This window comes from Sandarakinorhabdus sp. (genome assembly GCF_031430775.1).
Taxonomy (GTDB): Bacteria; Pseudomonadota; Alphaproteobacteria; order Sphingomonadales; family Sphingomonadaceae; genus Sandarakinorhabdus.
This window is the reverse complement of sequence record NZ_JANPCD010000114.1, coordinates 1-18,482: the sequence shown is the minus strand read 5'-3', so window position 1 is coordinate 18,482 and position 18,482 is coordinate 1. Positions and strand designations below refer to the sequence as shown.

Below are 18,482 nucleotides of genomic sequence, written 5' to 3'. Positions count from 1 at the left end.
GTGCAGCCGGCAACCGCGGCTGCGGCAATTCGCGTTGGCACTGGCGCGCCCGTGGCGGATGTGGCGCCATCGCCGCGATTGACACCGGTTCGAGAATCATTGCTATTATGAGCCATGAGCGGCCTCTCATTGAACGGGCTTTCCGGGCGCCGTATTGTGATTAGGTTTCGTTCGAGCGGCCGGCATTGACTCTGCAAAAGTCATGCTGGCCGCGCCCGTTTTAGGGTGCGAGCTCCCCGAAGGCTGTCTCGGGTACTACCAATCGAGCCAGAACCGAGACGAACCAACACAATGGATTGTGCCACAGGCCGTTCGCTGCGCAAGCAGCTTTTCAGCCGCGCCGCTCGCAGTTTGTCTTGCGCTACGTGGATATCGTGGACAAACGCCCGTTTTGGCCGCCGTCGTCCGTCGGTCGCTCAATTTCTGCTGTCTTCGTGGGACGCGCAGTCTTGTCGCGTCGTGCAGATCACCAAGATCACAAGGTTAGCAGATTAGCATCTGCCCCGCCTGCAACGCAAAATTGCCCAGTCTTGGAAAGAGACTGGCTTGTAGAGTTATCGATGCCCTGCAGTATCTAGGCTGTGCTGACAAAACACTTTAGCCACAGCCTGGCAGCGGCGAGGTTGAGGAAGCTGGCGAACGAAAGTGCGAGTTTGTCGTAGCTGGTGGCGATGCGGCGCTGTTTTCTCAGCTTGCCGAACATTCGCTCAGTGCGATTGGGATCCCGGTAGCGGTGATAGTCTGGATGCTCGGGCGCTTTGCGATTTGAACGCGGCGGGATGATCGGCAAGATGCTGTGGATCAGGAGGTTCTGATCGCCACAAAACACAGATGCTCCCCAAAAAGCAGCTGTAAATCAGAAACCCGCAAGCTTGGGAATCCCTTCAGTCAACACGGCATAGCCCAAGCGCCGCACACGACGCGGCGTCGCGCGTTTCGGACGCAAGAACGGCGGGTGCGATCTGCTGCCGCCTGTCCTTCGCACCTGCTTTGGCTTCGCTATCGTTGCTCAAATGCGCTGCCGCATCATCCATTCGGCTCCCCCAAATGGGTGATAGAAAAAGTAAAAAATGTAGGATACGGCCAACAAGTTATTGTAAATGCTCTGCATTGCGTGAAGGGAAACGTCACATAATTAATCGGAAACATCTGTTTTGGGCAGTCTCTGGCGCGCTGGCATCGCTTGCCACCGCCGCGCAGGCCGCAAATGTAACGGTTTTCGCTAACGCATCCCGGCCTGGCCCGGGCAGTCCATTGGCCTCCGGCAAGATCTACAGTGACACCGATGCGGCCACTTTCCGCCCATCGCTTTACACTTCCGTATCTGAGGAAGGTGCCTCGGATTGGGCAAGTGTCGATCTGCGAACCGACAGCCTGAGACGTTGATCGGCACGCAGCAAAGTATTCGAGCATACAGGACGCTGATCTGTAGGGGGTTCACGTGAAGCCATGGGGGGTAAATACGTAATGACTTTCAACCCCGTAAAAATCTTCGCAAGACTCATGGCCCTTTCGGCCAGCGTCTGTGCTGCAACTCAGGAGCGGGTCTTCACATTGCAGGGCATAGCGAAGAGCGACGCCGAAGCCATCGCAATCGCGAAGTGATCGGCCCAAGACATGGTGGCTCGTATCAACTCACAGACGGATGCGCTCTGCGATCCCTTCACAAGCTACGGCAGAGACTAAGTTGGGGACGTGCCCCGCTTGCCAAGAAAGAATAGGTCGCGTGATGGCAATCACGAGTAATAACAGATTTACAGATAGGTCGATCCTGTAAAAGGGTCAAATCTTATGCAATCGATAAGTAACATACTACAGCGAATGACCGGCAGTGCGCCGTGGTTATTTTCCCACATCGCGGTAACGCGGGACTGGCGGTTCCTGTCCGTCACGATCATTTCGTGCGCGGTCGCGGCTGTTGTCGCCAGCTTTCAATACTCTGTCTTCACCTCCTTCTTGCGGGCAGGGGCGGTGATCCCGCGGACAGTTGCGGCTGATTTCTGGATCGTTGGCAGCACCGTTGAATGTTTCGATTTTCCCGATCCGTTTAGCGAGGATTACGTTGCCGCTCTTGCGCGTTTTACTCCCGATGCGCGGTATCGCCGTGTAGTATTTGGCTTTGCGCCTTGGCGTTCGCCCACCGGGCGGCGCGGCAATGTGGCGATTGTCGGCATCGATGATTCGGGGCTGCCGGATACAGGCTTTGCGGTTGACCGGTCGGATTTGTCGCGGCTCGATCTGCCAACCCAAACCGGCGCATATAGCGAAGCATCTATCGCCGGAACCACCCTACATATGGCGCAGATAGTCGACAATCTGCCCACATTTCTTGGCGCGCCTTATGTCCTCGTGCCGTTTGAACAGGGACGCCGGATGTTGCGGATGGACCCCAATTCAACCAGCTTTGTGATCGGGAACTATGGCTCTGCTGCACCGCGCGATTTTGCGGCTATTCGCTACAAAGCGGAAAAACTCTTCCCCGACGTCTCGTTGGTCAGCGGCGCGGAGTTTGAACAAAGCTCGTCGCGTTATTGGCAGCGCAAAACCGGCGCTGGTGCGGCGATATTGCTCGCGGCGGTGCTGGCAGCATTGCTGATGGTGATCCTGCTCGCCAACGGCATTTCGCGCTTTATTCAGCGGTATCATCACGATCTGTTATCGTTGTTGGGTCATGGCGCCAGCGAGCGTGAGGTCGGCACGATCATCATGATGGTTGCTGTGCTGATCGCAGTGGTGACCGGCGTTGCGGCGGTCGCGGTTACCCCGCTGGCAATCCTTTCAACAAATTTCATGCTGCCCTGGGTCAGCTTTCGCCTGACCGACATGCTCGTTCCATTGGCCGCGATAGGCGGAGCGTTGGGCTTTGCAATCATCTCCGCGCGCCGAGCTTTGTCGGCATATGGCCCTGAAACGGTGTTTAGAAGCTAATGCGATCTATTGCCCCAGTCCTTACCTTGCTGACCCTCACCGGATGCGGTGTTGCGCAAAGCAGCGCGCCCAAACCCAATTCGCCTTATGTCGCAACCGCCGTTGGCCGGATCGATAGTGAAGGCGAAAGCCGCCAGCTCGTTGCCGCTGCCGACGGTGTGATCGACAGCCTGCTTGTCGAACGGGGGCAGACGATCGCGGCAGGCGAAAAGCTGCTCGGCATCGATTGCGGCCCGCGTTTGGCGGAAATCAATGCGCGCGCCGCGCTTGGACAAAAGGCCACTGCCGCCGCTATCACCATCCGATCCGGCCCGCGCGCGCAGGAATTGCAAGCCGCCGACGCCGAAATCAACGCTGCCGAATCGACCCTGCGCGAACAGCAACAACGCCTGTCGATGGCCGAGGCGTTGGTCGATAGCGACTTCATTTCAAAACGCGATTTGGCGGCGCGCACCAATGGCCGCGATTCAGCGCGGGCGCAGCTCGACGCGTTGCATCAACGCCGGTCATTGCTGGCCGAAGGTGCAAGGGGTTCCGAAATTGCAGAGGCCAATGCCGCTGCCCGCGCCGCCGTTGCTGAAACCTCGGTCGCAAGCGCGCTGGCCGCGCAATGCACTTTGAAAAGCCCAATAGCCGGACAAGTGCTGCAAATTTTGCGCCGCGAAGGTGAATTTTCGGGAGCTAGCCAAGGCACGCCGCTGATAATTGTCGGCGATGTCTCCCGGGTGATTGTGCGCGCTGAATTGAGCGAGCGTGATGCTGCCAATGTCCGCATTGGGCAACGGGTGACCGTCTGGGTCGATGGCAAGCCCGAAAAATGGAAAGGCCGCGTAACCCAAATGGCCAGCGTCATGGGGCGCAGAAGCGCGCGCTCGCTTGACCCCACCGACCGCTTTGACCGCGATGTGCGCGAAGTCTTTATCGCCTTCGACAACATTCCGCCACCTGCCTTGATCGGCTTGCGCGTCACTGTGGGCTTTGCGAAATGAGCCGCAGTCTCACCCTCGATCATATCAGCCATTCGGTGCTGGAGGCGGGAGCAGAGAAGCGCACATTGGCGATGTTGAACCGCCGGTTTGAGCCCGGCGTGTTGAACGTCGTAGGCGGGCCGTCGGGTGCTGGCAAAACCACGCTGCTTTCGATCCTGTCGCTAACGGTGCAGGCAACGCAGGGGATGATCAGTTTCGGTGAAACTAACCTAACCGCTCTTAAACCCGCGGCGACCAAAGAATGGCGCAGGCGGCATATCGGCATGGTGTTCCAGACCAGCCGTTTGGTGAACCTGATGTCGGTGCGCGAACATATCCTGCTGTCGGCGCGGATTAGGGGGTCGGGGACTGCTATCGCCGAGGGGCTAAAACGGCTCCGTGATTTTGGTTTGGGCGACAAGCTTGATGCGCGCCCCGGGCAGCTCTCCGGTGGCGAGAAGCAGCGCGTGGCGCTGGCCCAAGCCTTGTCGTTCGATCCGCCAGTGCTGCTTGCCGATGAACCAACGGCGGCGCTCGATCAGCAAAATGCCGAACTCGTGGCGCAAACTCTGCGTGCTTATGCCCGCGAAAAACAGGCGGTGGTGATCTGTGTCAGCCACGACCGTGCATTGTTCGACGCCGCCGACGACATACTGAAACTGGAAAAGGCTTGAACGCGCCGGCCGCCTCAATGAAATCTCCCAACAAGGACCAGCCAATGACCAGCACCCATTACGACCAACTCTACACAGAATTTCTTAACGGAAATCAGGTTAAAGGGATCGAAGAACTTGTGGTGCGCCTACATGATGCGCGCGAAGACGGCACGGCGTTCCATCAGGCGACCGAGGCGCTGCGCAATCACAAGTTGTTCGATCTGGTGCGCAAAGACCCCTATACTGATCATTCGATGCAGCGTCCGCGCGGCTATCCAGGTGATGCCGAACTGATCGACATGATCTACCGCGTCGAACCAAAAGGCGATCCCGATGATTTCGGCAGAAGTATATTTGACCGCACTATTGCTTGCGGCGCGTCCGAAGCAGTGCGCCAGCGGCTGAAATTCGCACGAGAACTTCTCTCGATTGCTGTCGCAAATGGCCAAAGCGTGTGTTCCTTGGCGGGCGGGCACCTGCGCGAAGGCGACGATTTGGTGGGGCAAATTCAATTGCCCTTCACAGTCGTTGATCAGGACGCGCAGTCATTATCCGTTATCCGAAACACGCATGGTGACGCCATCGAAGCCATAGAGGCCAATGTGTTCAATTGGCTACGCACCGCGCCGCGCGACGGGCGGAGCTATGACCTTGTCTATTCATTGGGCCTCACCGACTATCTCGATGCACGGCAGTTGCTGGTCTTCACCAAACTTGCCGCCAAGATCGTGGCGCCGGGCGGAAAACTCGTGCTCGCCAATTTTCACGACCACCGCTGGTCCGCCTATATGGAGGCGGCGATGGACTGGTATCTGGTGTACCGGACCGAGGAGGACATGGCGCAAAATGCCAAGGATGCGGGGCTTAACCACCGCATGTTCCGCGATGCCACCGGCTATATCATCTATTGCGAAATGTGGGTTTGACCATGTTCAAATCCGATCTTCACGCGCTGACGGTTATTCAGATTGCTACAATTCCCGCTTTATGGTTTTTCATGATGGGCGCTGGGTGGCAGGATATTGCCGTCGTCGCCGCTTTCACCTGGTTGTATAGCTGCATCGGCCACCATGTTGTCCTGCACCGCTATTTCACGCATCGGCAGTTTAAGCTGCCACTATGGCGCGAACGGGTGTTGCTGTTCATTTCGCTGTTTGCGGGACTTGGCGGGCCGGTCAGCTATGTCGCTACCCATCTGATCCACCACCGTTATGCCGATACTGAAAAGGACATGCACGGGCCGAATCTGGGATGGGCGTCGCTGATTTACAGCTTTCGCAAACGTCCGCAGCAGGTGCGTTCGCGGAACCTGTTGGAGCTGCACAAACAATACAGTTTCATCGACGAATATTATCTGCTGATCGTCATTGTCTTGATCGCATTGGTCGCGGCCATTTCGCCTTGGGTTGCGCTAACGATGCTGTTGTTGCCGATGTGCTTGGCAAACTGGATTGGCGCAATCGAGGTGCAGACGCAACATTGGGGCGGGAAAGGGCCAAACAACTTTGGCTATTTCCTAACCTTCGGCGCGGTTGAGGGTTTGCATCGGAATCATCATGATTCGCCGCACCGCTTGGATTGCGCCACGCAAGCGGGCCACTTTGACTGGGTCTGTTTGTTCGCCAATACGTTGAAGTCCCGCGCAACAGGCCGATAGAGGTGGCTGGGCTAATCTGGACAGTCGGCTAAGTGGAGTCTCTGCCTGAAGGCGGCCAAGATGGTTGCCAAACAGGAGATCAGATGACGAAGCGAACACGCCGGAACCATAGACCGGCTTTCAAGGCGAAAGTGGCTTTGGCTGCCGTGAATGGCGAGAAGACGCTGGCCGAGCTAGCACAGCAGTTTGACGTTCATCCGAACCAGATCACGACCTGGCGTGGGCAGTTGCTGGAAGGGGCTGTCGGGGTTTTCGGGTCGGACAGCCACGCTGAACCGGCAGAGCCGGCGATCGACGTAAAGACGTTGCATGCCAAGATTGGCGAGCTGAAGTTGGTGAATGATTTTTTGTCCGGGGAGCTCGGCAAGGCGGGATTGTTGCCGAGAGCAAAACGATGATCGATCGCACGCACGGGCTGCTGGTGACACGGCAAGCGCGGGGGCTGGGGATCAGCCATGACAGCGTGTACCATCTGCCATGGCCGACCTCGGTTGCCGACCTCGGTTGCCGACCTTGCCATAATGCGGCGCATCGACGAACTGCATATGGACATCCCGTTCGCGGACACCCGGATGTTGCGAGATCTGCTTGCCGCCGATAGCTTCAAGGTCGGCCGCCTTCATGTTTCCACGCTAATGAAGAAGATGGCTATCGAGGCGATCTACCGGCGACCGAACACCTCGAAGCCGGCGCGAGGGCACAAGGTCTACCCCTATCTGCTCCGCAAACCGGCGGTGACGCTGCCCAACCATGTTTGGGCGACCAACATCACCTTACATCCCCATGGCGCGCGGCTTCGTCTACCTGCGAGCCTACTGCGCGGTCAGCGAAGCCCGCGCTTTGATCGGCCGCTATCTGATTTTCTACAACGGCCGGCGCCCGCACTCGTCGCTTGACCGCAAGACGCCTAATCACGTCTACCTTAACCAGCCGCTTCTCGCAGCGGCGTGAAACTGGCAGCCGCTCCACTCAGCAATCGCGCGGGGCAGTGCAGATGAACCGATTCACCTCTGGCGACCGGCCGAGAGAATTGTCGCTGCCTCTCATTTGTTAGCTGTCTTCATCGCCCGTAAGCTTTGACAGCGTTATTGTTGTTCACGTCCTCAGCCGCACCACCCTGCCCGAATCGTGGGTGTCCAAGCCTTCCGCCGGCATCAGATAATCCGCCCAATCCGCCATCAGCGCCCGGCGCTTCTCGATCAATGGATCGCGCTGATACGCCCGCGCGGCTTTGCTGCCATGCACATGGGCGAGGCTCAGTTCGCGCACTTCTTCCGGGTAATCGGTGGCCACGGCCGCCCAGCTTGAGAAAGTTGTTCGCCAGCCGTGAACGCATGTTCCGGGCGCGGCCAGCTTATGTGCCTTTAGAAGCGTCATATCCGCCAACGGGCGCCCGCCCTTGCCGGGGAAAATCAGAGCATCAGCCCTCGGCGCCTCGCTTTTTATCAGCTTTTGGGCGGCAAGCTGCTGCCGCAAGATTGCCAGCGCCGGCTCTGGCAAAGGAACATTATGGGCTTCACGCCCCTTCATGCGCTCCGCAGGTCGGTGCCAGATTGCCGCATCTAAATCCAATTCGCCCCACATTGCTCCCCTAGCCTCGCCCGAACGTGAACCCGTCAGAGCGGCAAAGATCAGGCAAAGCCGGCCTTGCGTGGCGGCACTGGCCCGCAGCGCGGCGATGACCTCGACCGCGTCCTGATAAGGGACGGCAGGCCGGTTCTTCGGCTCTGGTTGCGCCCCAAGCCCCTTGCCCACGGCCCCAAGTGTTGGCGCCGGCCCGCAAAGCCCTTCGCCATTGCCGTAGTTCAACACCTCGGCAATCGCCATAAACACGCGCCGCCCCATTTCGGGCTTCTCATGCCAGAGCGGACGCAACGCCCAACGGATTGTCTTAACATCCAAGGTTGCAACCGGCTCGGACCCGATGACGCCAAAGGCATGGTTTTCCAGCCGGGCAATCCATCCATCAAGCGTCTTGGGCGTCAGCTTGTAGCCCTTGCGGTTCTTGCGGGTTGCCCGGTCCTTATGGACTTCGCGCGCCAGCACTTCGAACGTGTTGCGATTTGCTTCCATCTTGCCGGCCTTTTCCGCCCGCTTCTCTGCAACCACGTTCTTGCCGCCCTTGACCTCAGCACGGACCCGCGCGGCTTCCACCCGGGCTTGCGCCAACGTGAGCTTGCCGGGTTCCTTGCGACTCACCTCGCCCACGGCGCCAAGCCCGATATCTTGGGATCGGCCATCCACCATCACCCGCAAGACCCAGGACCGCGCACCCGACGCCTTGACCACCAAGCGCAGACCGCTGCCATCGGCATAGGCGCCGGCCGCTGCTTTCCGCACCGCAAGATCAGTCAGCTTCCCCACATCCGTTCCCCAAATCGTTCCCCAAATTCTTAGCAGGCTTTAGGGGATTTGCAATGAACCATGGCGAACGCAATTCCAGTCATATCATTGTGCTTAATAGGCATTTTTCCAAAGCTTTTGGCTTGCGGCGGTCCATTACGAACGTAGGTTTTGTTCCTACCCGGGGAGCCAGCGTGGACTTTCAACATGTTGATTATAAATGGCTTTTCCGAGAAGGAGAAGGCGCTACCCCTATCCTTGCACCAAAAGGATGGTCGCTAGGGGTCCAAACCTGGCGCCTAGTTTCCATCTGATGGGTCTGCGAATGACGGGAACTGGGACATAGCCGCCATTCCCTAAGGCTGCGGCGAAAGGCAGCTTCCGCCCAATTGCAGACGTTGTGACAAGCGTTAAGGTAATGGGCATGACGCAGCCTTTGAATTGGGAGCCGGTCCTCGTGGCGATTGAAGCTGGCATCACGAAGGCTCGCAATGACGCCAAGACTGACACGTCCCTAGCGACCGATGGCTACTCAGCATTTGTCATCCTGCGTGAGTTGGAGCGCCGGGGTTGGTCGGTGGAACCGATGCAATAGCCGGGCAAGCCACTTCCGCTTTTCACCACAAGCAGTCGTTGCTGAGTCGGATGACGAAAGACTGCAACTGGGTCGGAAGCCGCCTTTGCCGCCGCGAGTACCGAGCGTCAGATTTTGACAACCAGCAGCCATTGCGCGCGAACGGAGGCGGATCGAGGGCGCGAAGACCGCGATATTGAACGCCGGATGGTCGACAAGCGCCTTCACAGATCGGCATTTCTGAGGCGCAGCGCGTTGCCGACGACCGATATCGACGACAGCGCCATGGCCGCAGCGGCGATGGCCGGCGACAGAAGCAGGCCGAATGCCGGATAGAGCACCCCGGCGGCGACCGGAACGCCGATGGCGTTGTAAATGAAGGCCAGGAACAGGTTCTGCCGGATATTGCGCATGGTGGCGTGGCTAAGCCGGCGGGCGCGGACGATGCCATTCAGGTCGCCCTTCACCAGCGTTACTCCGGCGCTTTCGATGGCGACATCGGTGCCGGTGCCCATGGCGATGCCAACATCGGCCGCGGCAAGAGCCGGGGCGTCGTTGACGCCGTCCCCCGCCATGGCAACGACGCGTCCCTGCGCCTGCAACCGCGCAACCACGGCGCTTTTGGCTGCGGGGAGCACATCGGCTTCGACCTCGCCGAGCCCGAGGCGGCGCGCCACGGCTTCGGCGGTGACGCGGTTGTCGCCGGTCACCATGATGACGCGAATGCCCTCTGCCTTCAGCGCTGCTAGCGCGCCGGGCGTGGTTGCCTTGACCGGATCGGCGATGGCGATGACGCCGGCAGCCTTGCCATCGACCGCGACAAGGATGGCCGTAGCGCCTTCCCGGCGGTGACGGTCGGCAGCTTCGGTGAGCGAAGCGGTATCGACGCCCAGCTCGGACAGATAGGCAGGGTTGCCGATCGCGACCCGCCGGCCATCGACAGTGCCGATGACGCCCTTGCCGGTCGGGGCATCGAATTCGGTCGCGGTCTCTACAGCGATGCTGCGGCTGGCGGCTTCGGCGACGATGGCAGCAGCAAGCGGGTGTTGGCTGGGGCGTTCGACGGCAGCGGCAAAACGCAGAAGTTCGGCTTCGGCCATGCCGCTGAACGGTTCGATGGCGACGACCTTGGGCTTGCCCTCGGTCAGCGTGCCGGTCTTGTCGACAAGCAGGGTATCGACTTTCTCCATCCGCTCCAGCGCCTCGGCGTTCTTGACGAGAACTCCGGCCACCGCGCCGCGCCCGACGCCGACCATGATCGACATCGGCGTGGCAAGGCCCAGCGCGCAGGGGCAGGCGATGATCAAGACAGTCACCGCCGCCACAAAGCCGAAGGTGAAGCGCGGTTCGGGGCCGAATGTCGCCCAGACAATGAAGGCGAGGACCGCGACACCGATGACAGCGGGCACGAACCAGCCCGCCACCTGATCGGCGAGGCGCTGGATGGGCGCACGGCTGCGCTGGGCATCGGCAACCATCTGGACGATGCGCGCCAGCATGGTGTTGCTGCCCACCTTGTCGGCACGCATGGCGATGGCGCCGGTCTGGTTGATCGTGCCGGCTATGACGGTGTCGCCGGTTTCCTTCGTCACTGGCATCGATTCCCCCGTGACCATGGATTCGTCGATCGTCGAGCAGCCTTGCGTGACGGTGCCATCGACGGGCACGGCTTCGCCCGGGCGCACGCGCAGAGCGTCGCCGACAATGACGACGCCGAGCGAGACTTCCTCATCGGAACCATCGGGCTTCAGGCGCCTCGCCGTCTTGGGTGCCAGGTCGAGCAGGGCGCGGATTGCGCCGCCGGTGGCCTCTCGGGCGCGTAGTTCGAGCAACTGCCCAAGCAGGACCAGAACGACGATGATCGCGGCCGCCTCGAAATACACCGCCACTGCCCCGTCCATGCGGCGGAACGCCGGAGGGAACAGGCCGGGCGAGACTGTCGCGATAATGCTGTAGAGCCACGCGACGCCAGTGCCCATCGCGATCAGCGTGAACATGTTGAGGCTGCGGTTGATCAATGACCGCCATCCGCGCTCGAAAAACGGCCAACCGGCCCAAAGCACGACCGGCGTTGCCAGCAACAGCTGGATCCAGTTGGACGTTTTCGGCGCCACCAGATGATCGAGATTGACCAGATGGCCGCCCATTTCGAGGACAAACACCGGGATGGTCAACGCCAGGCCAATCCAGAAACGGCGGGTAAAATCGGCAAGTTCGGGGTTCGGCGGCGTTTGCGCCGTCATCACTGCCGGTTCGAGCGCCATGCCGCAGATCGGGCAGGCGCCGGGGCCGATCTGGCGGATCTGCGGGTGCATGGGACACGTGTAGATCGTGCCTTCGGGAACCGGCTCGTGCGACTGAAGATCGGCTGGCGTCAGGTATTTTTGCGGATCGGCGACGAACTTGGCGCGGCATCCGGCAGAGCAGAAGGAAAAGGGGTGGCCGTCATGTTCCGCGTGGTGCGCCGTGGTGTGCGGATCGACCGACATGCCGCAAACCGGGTCACGCACGGTTGATGTCGGATCATCCGCCTTGCCGCCGCTGCAACAGCCAGGGGCTTGCGTATCACCTGGATTGCGGTGTGAATGTTGGTGGTCTGCCATGGGCTGCGTCCTTGTAATTCAAGCGTCGCGGCGCAATGTCGGGGTTGACATTGTGTCAAGGTCAAGAGGCAATTCATGAACATTGGCGAGGCAGCGGCAGCGGCGGGTCTCAGCGCGCGCATGGTACGACATTATGAGAAGATTGGCCTGACGCCGCGTGCGCTGCGACGGGATTCGCAGTATCGCGACTATTCGGCCAACGACGTTCACCGGCTGCGTTTCATTGCACGGGCCCGCGACCTTGGTTTCCCGCTCAGCGAAATCGGTGAACTGCTGGCGCTTTGGGGGGATCAGACGCGTGCAAGCGCCGACGTAAAGGCGCTTGCGATCGGCCGGATTGCCGACCTGCGGGAGCGGGAACGCGCCCTGCACGCGATGCGCCATTCGCTTGAGCACCTTGTAGCCGCTTGCAGCGGCGACACGCGGCCAGATTGTCCCATCATCGAAGATATCGCCGGTCGCGCGGGCTGAGCAGTCGGCATCGGGCCAGTATCTGCCAGCCCGATGCACCAACATTGTTATTGCGCCTGTTTGCCGTGACGTTTCAGCCAGGACTGGAGGCTGGCGATGTCCTTTTCCTGCATGGTGATGTCTTTTTGCGCCAAGGTGCGAGCTTCCTTGTCCGTTGCTTGCACAACCGCGATCTTCGACATCGCGATCGCGCCGCGATGGTGCTCGATCATCTGGCGGACCCAGGTTTCGGACGCATCTGAACCGACGACCATCATCTTGTGATGCATCACCATGCCTGCCTCGGCGTAAGGATTGGCAGGCGTGTTCTTCATCATCGACATCCCGCCCATTCCGCACATCCCGCCCATCTTTGCGTGATCCATGGTCGCCATCTTGCCATGGTCCATCGCCTGCATCTTGGCAGGATCCATTGCAGGCATGGGTGTAACCGGTTTCGACATCGCGTCATGGTTCATGCCCGACATGGCGCCGTGATCAGTTGGCGGCGGCGTCTGGGCCGCGAGCGGTGCGGCTATAAGCAAAGCGGCAAACGTCAGATAGTTGCGCATTGGAGTGCCTTTCTGTGTGCCCGGCATCTGGAGATACGCAAGACTGCACTGCCACCCCTCAACTGAACGGGGGCGGCGGACACACGGTCTATAACGCGGCAGGCGGCACGAGCGTTCCAAGCCAGGCGACGGTCGCAAGCACAAGCACCGCGAGGCCAAGCTCGATTGCGACCGAAACGTGCAGCGCCCTCAGCGCGGCCGAAGGCGCCGCTCCGGCGGCGAGTGCACGGGACAATGCGGGGGTCAGGCGATAACGGTTCGCCGCGGCAAGGCCGAGCATGCCCGCAAACAGCGCCAGCTTGATCGCCAGCAACAGGACATATTGGTTGGCCAACGACAGCGGCACGCCGGAGCGACCAACAAGAATCCAACCGTTGATCGCGCCGGTGACGATCAGCAACGCCACGTAAATGCTGCCAATCCGCGAAAAGCCGTTGAGCGCCCGGTGCAGCGCCGCAACGCCTGTCGGCGTCGGCTGCGACACGCCGCGTGAGACCATCAAGACCAACGCCACCAGCGCACCAACCCAGGCGCCTGCGGCCAACAGGTGCACGACATCGGCGACAAGTTGCACCCAGCCCGTCGTCGCTTCGCCGGCGGCGCCATGACCGGTCCAGGCGAGCGATGCCAGCGCGGCACCCGAAAAACCGACGGCAGCGATGCGGGCGTTGGCGCCGCCCGCGATGCTCAAGCCGAGCACCGCAGCCAGCGCCGCCATCCGAACCTGCCACGCTACTCCCATCGGCGTTTCAAACACCATCGCCGCGACCGAATCGCGTTCGACGTCGAACACCGACACACCCGACATCGACGCGGCCATCGCCATCATGCCAGCGACCGAAAGCCCGGCCGCCACCAATGACAGCAGCGCGACCCGGTGCGACGAAGGTTCGCTGCGCACCCCGAACAATACGAACAGCGGCCACCCGAACAGCACCATCAGATTGGCGTAAAGCGCGAAGCGGATGCTGATCGCGAGCATGCTATTTCACGGTGAACGCAAAACTGCCTTCCATGCGATGGGCGTCGGCGCCCGCGGCAAACCATTTCAGTTCATAGCTGCCGGTCGGCAGCGCGCGCTTCATCAGCAGCGTCAGCGTCATGCCGTCAGCGCTGAGCGCCGAGGTGAAGCCGGTCATCTTCATCGGCTGATGGTCGGCCATGCCGGGCACCCCCGTCATTGCCAGTTCGGCACCTGCAAATTTCGCCATCAGCTTTTCGTTGAAAACCAGTACGATCTTGCCGGGCTTGTCGACCGACGCATTTGCAGCCGGCGTTGATGAGACCAGCTTGGGGTGCGCAAGGGCAGCGGTACCAATGCCAAGGGCGGCAAGCATGGCGGCAGCGAGAATGGTGCGTGTCGTGAATGTCATTATTGGCTCCTTGATGGACTGCTGACACATACGCAGCCGATTGCCGCGCCCCTCAAGAGAATCTGGTTGAGGGCTGCGCAGGGTGTGTGCGTAATGAGGTTGGATTTGAAAAGGAGTCCCCATGGACGATCTTGACCGGGCGCTGCACCAGTTGCGGTCCTTGCCGGTGCCGACAACGCTGGCGGCGCTGGAAAATGGCGTTCTGTTGCGCATTGATGCCGAACGCAGCGCGTCTGCCATCACGGCCGCACCGGCACTGTGCCTGGCTGCCGTGCTTGCCCTCGGCATCGGCGTCGGGGCGGTGATCCTGCCGGGTGGATCGGCACAAGCGGCGCAGGCTTCGCCTTTTGCGGCCGGGACAAATCTGGCACCATCGACTTTGCTTGCCAACATCGGATGAGCAATCTCAGGCGGTTCGCACTCGTTGCGCTGGTGGCATTCGTGGCGGCTCTTGGCGGCGTGTTCGCCGGGCGAGCCTTGGTGACGCGCCTGGCGCCGCCCGAAACCGAGCTTCACGCGATCCTGCATCATCAGCTTGAGCTGGATTCGGCGCAGCGCGCACAAATCGAGGTCATCGAGCAGCAGTTTGCTGCGAGAAAGCGCGCGCTTGAACGAGAAATGCGGTCGGACAATGCCCGTCTGGCCGCAGCCATCACGGCCGAACACGGATATGGGCCCGGAGTGCAGGCGGCAGTCGACCGCTCGCATCATGTGATGGGCGAACTGCAGAAGGAAACGCTCAGCCACGTTTTCAGGTTGCGCGCCGTCTTACGACCGGACCAGGCACGCAAATTCGACGCGGCAGCGGTCAAGGCGCTGACAGCCCCGCCAGCGTGAGTGGCAAAAACGCCCCATTAGTAACAAAGCCGATCGCCGAATACACCGATGGCGAATTGGCGGCGCTCGCGCTGACAGGCCGCCAGACAGCCTATGGCGAGTTGATGCGGCGGTACCGCGAGCCGGTGTATCGGCTGGTGCGCAGCCATGTGGGCGACACGGACGAAGCGCTCGACGTTGTGCAGGAAAGCTTTGTCGCGGCGTTCGCGTCGATCGGACGCTATGATCGAATCCGGCCATTTCGGCACTGGATCAACCGAATCGCCCTCAACAAATGCCGTGATTGGGGCCGGCGGCGGATGGTCAGACGCCTGTTCAGCTTTGCCTTGCCGCTCGAAGCCGCGAGCGAGATTGTCGACACCGATGTTGCGGGAGAAGCCGCGATCGATGATGCCCGTACGCTGGCGCGGGTGAACAAGGCGATTGCGGCGCTGCCGGCGAGCTTGCAGGAGCCACTGATCCTCACGGCCGTGGATGGCCTGTTGCAGGCGGATGCCGCTGCGGTGCTCGGGATCAGCGAAAAGGCCGTCGAATTGCGGATCTACCGGGCGCGAAAGGCGCTGGAGTCAGGACTTGCCGCTGCCCGTGCAGCATGAGGGGTGAAGCAGAAAGTCGCGTATGTACGGGTAGCAACTGGCATTGGCAAGGACTGGAATGACGCTTTTGACGGATCGACGCGGCCTGCTGCGCGGCATGTCGCTTGTCGGCGCTGCGGCGCTGGCTGGGACGCTTCCCGCCTGGGCACGGAGCGGCACAGGTGGCCTGGCGATGGGCGGCGATGTGCTGTCCGGTGACGACATCAAGCTCAGTATCGGCCATGCCATGCACCGCGTCGGTGGCCGATCAGGCCATGCCATCGCCATCAACGGCACTGTTCCGGGGCCGCTGATCCGTCTGAGGGAGGGCCAGAACGTCCGGCTTTCGGTCACGAATACGCTGGCCGAAGACACCTCGATCCACTGGCACGGGCTGTTGCTGCCGTTTCAATTTGATGGCGTGCCGGGCGTCAGCTTTGCCGGCATCAAGCCCGGCGAGACCTTCGTCTATGAGTTTCCGATCCGCCAGTCCGGGACATACTGGTATCACAGCCATTCCGGATTGCAGGAGGCGATGGGTCATTTCGGCTCGATCGTCATCGATCCGGCGGGCCCTGACCGGGTTGCCTGTGATCGCGAGCATGTGCTGGTCTTGAGCGACTGGAGCTTCATGCATCCACACAAGATCTACACGCGGCTCAAGCAAAACGGCGGCAACTTCAACTTCCAGAAACAGACGCTTGCCGGCCTGATCGCCGGCAAGGACCAATCGGCCGCCGACCGCAAGATGTGGGGCCAGATGCGTATGGACCCGACCGATATCTCGGACGCGACAGGCGCCATCTATACCTATCTCGTCAATGGCCATGGCCCTGCGGAGAATTGGACCGGGTTGTTCGTGCCGGGCGAACGGGTGCGGCTGCGCATCATCAACGCGTCGGCGATGACCAATTTCAACGTCAGACTGCCCGGCCTGGCGATGACAGTGGTGGCAGCCGACGGGAACCACGTGCAGCCAGTGGAAACCGACGAGTTCCAGATCGGCGTTGCCGAAACCTATGATGTCATCGTGCAGCCGCAGGACGAGCGCGCCTATGGCTTCATTGCCGAAGGCATCGACCGGTCGGGCCTTGTACGGGCAACACTGGCGCCGCGCATGGGGATGGTCGCCGCTGTGCCGCCGCTGCGCAAACGGCCGCTGCTGACCATGAAGGACATGGGAATGGGCGACATGCACGCGGGCAGCGGTGCGATGGCCGGCGGTGCAATGGCAGGTATGGATCATGGCGCCATGGCCGGCATGAACCACGATATGGGCTCGATGAAGATGCTCGATCCTTCGGTGGCGCCGCAGGTCAAGATGGGGCCTGGCGTTGCGATGCTGTCGTCGATGCCCATGGACCGAACCGCTGAACGACCGACCGGCCTTGAAGATGTTCCGCACCGCGTGCTCACCTACAGCCAGCTGCGCTCGCTCGACCCCAATCCCGATTTGCGTGATCCATCGCGCGAGATCGATATCCATCTGACCGCCAACATGGAACGGTACATGTGGTCGTTCGACGGCGTAAAGTTCAGCGAGGGCGCCGAGCCACTGGCCTTCCGCCACAACGAACGGGTCCGGGTCAATTTGATCAACGACACGATGATGCCGCATCCGATCCATCTTCACGGCCATTTCTTCGAGGTGGTGATGGGCGAAAAGGGCCATCGCCCGGTCAAGCACACGGTCAATGTCCTGCCTGGCGGCAAGGTGTCGTTCGACCTGACCGCCGACGCGCTCGGCGATTGGGCGCTTCATTGCCACATGATGCTGCACATGCATGCCGGGATGTTCCGCGTCGTCACAGTGCGCCCCGACGAGGATACAGCATGACGCGCGCCGCCGCCGGCTTTCTCATGATGCTCGCGCTGCTGCCTGCGGCGGCGCGGGCGCAGGTGGCGCCACCGCCCCCTGTCACCGCCGATCCGCATGCGGGGCACAGTTTGCCGGCGCCTGCAACCGCCGAGGTGATCGGGAATGCCCCGGCGCCCGCCCCGCCGACGGACCATGCCGCCGATGCGATCTGGGGGGCAGCGGCGATCGCACCCTCGCGGGCGGCGTTGCGCCGGGAGCATGGCGGCTTTACCGGATCGATGATCCTGTTCAACCTCGCCGAATATCAGGTACGCCAGGGCAGCGATGGCTATCGCTGGGAAGGCGAAGGCTGGTTCGGCGGTGACATCAACCGCTTCGTCGTCAAGACCGAGGGCGAAGGCGACATTCGCGGGCCGCTGGAGAAGGTCGAAGTGCAGGCACTTTATTCGCGCGCCATCGATCCCTGGTGGAATTTGCAGGCCGGGGTGCGCTACGATGCGAGGCCCGACCCGCAACGTGTCTATGCGACGCTCGGAATCGAGGGGCTGGCGCCCTACTGGTTCAAGGCCGGGGGCGCGCTGTTCCTGTCGACCAAGGGCGAGTTGCTGGCGCGGTTCGAAGGTTTTTATGATCAGCGCATCACCCAGCGCCTGATCCTGCAACCGCGCGCCGAAATCGACCTTTCCGCTCAGTCGATCCCTGAAATCGGAATTGGCGCGGGGTTGACCGCAATCGAATTGGGTCTGCGCCTGCGCTATGAGATCACCCGCGAATTTGCGCCTTATTTCGGCGTCGAATGGGCCGGGAAAACCGGCGAGACGGCGCGCCTGGCCCGCGCCGCCGGTGAACGGGCAAGCGGCGTCAGCGCCGTTGCCGGCATTCGATTCTGGTTTTAGGACGGGCCGATGAGTTCACGACGCCATCGTCTGCACCTGGGCGCCAGCCGGCTGCACAAATGGCTGGCATTGATCATCGGCGCCCAGTTGCTGCTATGGTTTGCCAGTGGCGCGCTGATGAGTTTCTGGCCAATCGAAGAAATCCACGGCGACCACCTAGTCGACCGCAAGCGCATCGAGGTGCTTCCCGCCGGGGTCGTTTTCGCCGATCCCGCCACCTATCTCGGCGCT

At 61.1% G+C, this 18,482-nt stretch carries 17 protein-coding genes and 2 pseudogenes; 13 read left to right on the top strand and 6 right to left on the bottom strand.

The genetic code is table 11. From position 1 onward, the window contains the following. Window positions 1-574: 574 nt before the first annotated feature. On the bottom strand, window positions 575-829 hold the full coding sequence (locus tag RMQ73_RS06945) for a transposase (RefSeq protein ID WP_310497362.1): 255 nt from the start codon (window positions 827-829) through the stop codon (window positions 575-577). Window positions 830-1,821: 992 nt separating this feature from the next. On the opposite strand from RMQ73_RS06945, the gene RMQ73_RS06940 reads away from it, so the two are divergent. From RMQ73_RS06940 to RMQ73_RS14250, 6 genes and pseudogenes are all read left to right on the top strand, one after another. Continuing rightward, window positions 1,822-2,928: a hypothetical protein gene (locus tag RMQ73_RS06940; protein WP_310497361.1), complete on the top strand. Its 1,107-nt coding sequence runs from the start codon at window positions 1,822-1,824 to the stop codon at window positions 2,926-2,928. Further along, the gene (locus tag RMQ73_RS06935) at window positions 2,928-3,917 is read left to right on the top strand and encodes an HlyD family efflux transporter periplasmic adaptor subunit (protein ID WP_310497360.1); all 990 of its coding nucleotides are present in this window, start codon (window positions 2,928-2,930) and stop codon (window positions 3,915-3,917) included. Before RMQ73_RS06940 ends, RMQ73_RS06935 begins: the two co-directional genes overlap by 1 nt. After that, window positions 3,914-4,570 (top strand): ATP-binding cassette domain-containing protein, encoded by a 657-nt coding sequence (locus RMQ73_RS06930; protein WP_310497359.1) that lies wholly within the window; start codon window positions 3,914-3,916, stop codon window positions 4,568-4,570. The genes RMQ73_RS06935 and RMQ73_RS06930 overlap by 4 nt, the downstream gene beginning before the upstream one ends. Before the next feature lie 44 nt (window positions 4,571-4,614). Next, complete coding sequence (locus RMQ73_RS06925; protein WP_310497358.1) at window positions 4,615-5,478, top strand: hypothetical protein; 864 nt, start codon at window positions 4,615-4,617, stop codon at window positions 5,476-5,478. A gap of 2 nt (window positions 5,479-5,480) precedes the next feature. Beyond that, a complete protein-coding gene (locus tag RMQ73_RS06920) occupies window positions 5,481-6,209 on the top strand; it encodes a fatty acid desaturase (RefSeq protein ID WP_310497357.1) in 729 nt (242 codons plus the stop codon). 83 nt (window positions 6,210-6,292) lie between these two features. Further along, window positions 6,293-7,160: pseudogene (locus RMQ73_RS14250) on the top strand (transposase). 144 nt (window positions 7,161-7,304) lie between these two features. On the opposite strand, the gene RMQ73_RS06905 reads toward RMQ73_RS14250, so the two are convergent. Together RMQ73_RS06905 and RMQ73_RS06900 are read right to left on the bottom strand one after the other, a co-directional pair. Next, window positions 7,305-8,573 carry an integrase arm-type DNA-binding domain-containing protein gene (locus RMQ73_RS06905; protein WP_310497354.1) on the bottom strand — a complete coding sequence of 423 codons (1,269 nt, stop codon included), beginning with the start codon at window positions 8,571-8,573 and terminating at the stop codon, window positions 7,305-7,307. A 777-nt stretch (window positions 8,574-9,350) separates the two neighbouring features. Then, the gene (locus RMQ73_RS06900) at window positions 9,351-11,729 is read right to left on the bottom strand and encodes a heavy metal translocating P-type ATPase (RefSeq protein ID WP_310497353.1); all 2,379 of its coding nucleotides are present in this window, start codon (window positions 11,727-11,729) and stop codon (window positions 9,351-9,353) included. A 75-nt stretch (window positions 11,730-11,804) separates the two neighbouring features. Between RMQ73_RS06900 and cueR the strand changes: the two genes are divergently transcribed. After that, entirely contained in the window at window positions 11,805-12,200 is a 396-nt protein-coding gene (cueR, locus tag RMQ73_RS06895; RefSeq protein ID WP_310497352.1) for a Cu(I)-responsive transcriptional regulator, read from the top strand. Window positions 12,201-12,247: 47 nt separating this feature from the next. Here cueR and RMQ73_RS06890 read toward each other — a convergent pair whose 3' ends face one another. The 3 genes from RMQ73_RS06890 to copC all read right to left on the bottom strand — a co-directional run bounded on the left by RMQ73_RS06890 (window position 12,248) and on the right by copC (window position 14,124). After that, window positions 12,248-12,751, bottom strand: a complete 504-nt coding sequence (locus tag RMQ73_RS06890; protein WP_310497351.1) for a DUF305 domain-containing protein — start codon at window positions 12,749-12,751, stop codon at window positions 12,248-12,250. Between the two features lie 88 nt (window positions 12,752-12,839). Continuing rightward, window positions 12,840-13,733 (bottom strand): copper homeostasis membrane protein CopD, encoded by an 894-nt coding sequence (copD, locus tag RMQ73_RS06885; protein ID WP_310497350.1) that lies wholly within the window; start codon window positions 13,731-13,733, stop codon window positions 12,840-12,842. Window position 13,734: 1 nt separating this feature from the next. Then, complete coding sequence (copC, locus tag RMQ73_RS06880) at window positions 13,735-14,124, bottom strand: copper homeostasis periplasmic binding protein CopC (RefSeq protein WP_310497349.1); 390 nt, start codon at window positions 14,122-14,124, stop codon at window positions 13,735-13,737. A gap of 121 nt (window positions 14,125-14,245) precedes the next feature. Between copC and RMQ73_RS06875 the strand changes: the two genes are divergently transcribed. The 6 genes and pseudogenes from RMQ73_RS06875 to RMQ73_RS06850 form a co-directional block, all read left to right on the top strand. After that, a complete protein-coding gene (locus tag RMQ73_RS06875; protein ID WP_310497348.1) occupies window positions 14,246-14,524 on the top strand; it encodes a hypothetical protein in 279 nt (92 codons plus the stop codon). Beyond that, window positions 14,521-14,961, top strand: a complete 441-nt coding sequence (locus RMQ73_RS06870) for a periplasmic heavy metal sensor (RefSeq protein WP_310497347.1) — start codon at window positions 14,521-14,523, stop codon at window positions 14,959-14,961. The genes RMQ73_RS06875 and RMQ73_RS06870 overlap by 4 nt, the downstream gene beginning before the upstream one ends. Beyond that, entirely contained in the window at window positions 14,958-15,557 is a 600-nt protein-coding gene (locus tag RMQ73_RS06865; RefSeq protein ID WP_310497346.1) for an RNA polymerase sigma factor, read from the top strand. Before RMQ73_RS06870 ends, RMQ73_RS06865 begins: the two co-directional genes overlap by 4 nt. A gap of 58 nt (window positions 15,558-15,615) precedes the next feature. Continuing rightward, a complete protein-coding gene (locus tag RMQ73_RS06860) occupies window positions 15,616-17,373 on the top strand; it encodes a copper resistance system multicopper oxidase (protein WP_310497345.1) in 1,758 nt (585 codons plus the stop codon). Further along, window positions 17,370-18,251 carry a copper resistance protein B gene (locus RMQ73_RS06855; RefSeq protein WP_310497344.1) on the top strand — a complete coding sequence of 294 codons (882 nt, stop codon included), beginning with the start codon at window positions 17,370-17,372 and terminating at the stop codon, window positions 18,249-18,251. The genes RMQ73_RS06860 and RMQ73_RS06855 overlap by 4 nt, the downstream gene beginning before the upstream one ends. A 9-nt stretch (window positions 18,252-18,260) precedes the next feature. Then, window positions 18,261-18,482 (top strand): annotated as a pseudogene (locus tag RMQ73_RS06850) (hypothetical protein); the annotation flags it as partial.

Excerpts from the sequence above, each read along its gene's own strand:
- RMQ73_RS06870 (WP_310497347.1), top strand. The coding sequence starts at position 14,521 with ATGAGCAATCTCAGGCGGTTCGCACTCGTTGCGCTGGTGGCATTCGTG.
- RMQ73_RS06935 (WP_310497360.1), top strand. The coding sequence starts at position 2,928 with ATGCGATCTATTGCCCCAGTCCTTACCTTGCTGACCCTCACCGGATGC.
- RMQ73_RS06860 (WP_310497345.1), top strand. The coding sequence starts at position 15,616 with ATGACGCTTTTGACGGATCGACGCGGCCTGCTGCGCGGCATGTCGCTT.
- RMQ73_RS06940 (WP_310497361.1), top strand. The coding sequence starts at position 1,822 with ATGACCGGCAGTGCGCCGTGGTTATTTTCCCACATCGCGGTAACGCGG.
- RMQ73_RS06900 (WP_310497353.1), bottom strand. The coding sequence starts at position 11,729 with ATGGCAGACCACCAACATTCACACCGCAATCCAGGTGATACGCAAGCC.
- copC (WP_310497349.1), bottom strand. The coding sequence starts at position 14,124 with ATGACATTCACGACACGCACCATTCTCGCTGCCGCCATGCTTGCCGCC.
- RMQ73_RS06855 (WP_310497344.1), top strand. The coding sequence starts at position 17,370 with ATGACGCGCGCCGCCGCCGGCTTTCTCATGATGCTCGCGCTGCTGCCT.
- RMQ73_RS06930 (WP_310497359.1), top strand. The coding sequence starts at position 3,914 with ATGAGCCGCAGTCTCACCCTCGATCATATCAGCCATTCGGTGCTGGAG.
- RMQ73_RS06890 (WP_310497351.1), bottom strand. The coding sequence starts at position 12,751 with ATGCGCAACTATCTGACGTTTGCCGCTTTGCTTATAGCCGCACCGCTC.
- RMQ73_RS06925 (WP_310497358.1), top strand. The coding sequence starts at position 4,615 with ATGACCAGCACCCATTACGACCAACTCTACACAGAATTTCTTAACGGA.
- RMQ73_RS06920 (WP_310497357.1), top strand. The coding sequence starts at position 5,481 with ATGTTCAAATCCGATCTTCACGCGCTGACGGTTATTCAGATTGCTACA.
- cueR (WP_310497352.1), top strand. The coding sequence starts at position 11,805 with ATGAACATTGGCGAGGCAGCGGCAGCGGCGGGTCTCAGCGCGCGCATG.
- copD (WP_310497350.1), bottom strand. The coding sequence starts at position 13,733 with ATGCTCGCGATCAGCATCCGCTTCGCGCTTTACGCCAATCTGATGGTG.
- RMQ73_RS06875 (WP_310497348.1), top strand. The coding sequence starts at position 14,246 with ATGGACGATCTTGACCGGGCGCTGCACCAGTTGCGGTCCTTGCCGGTG.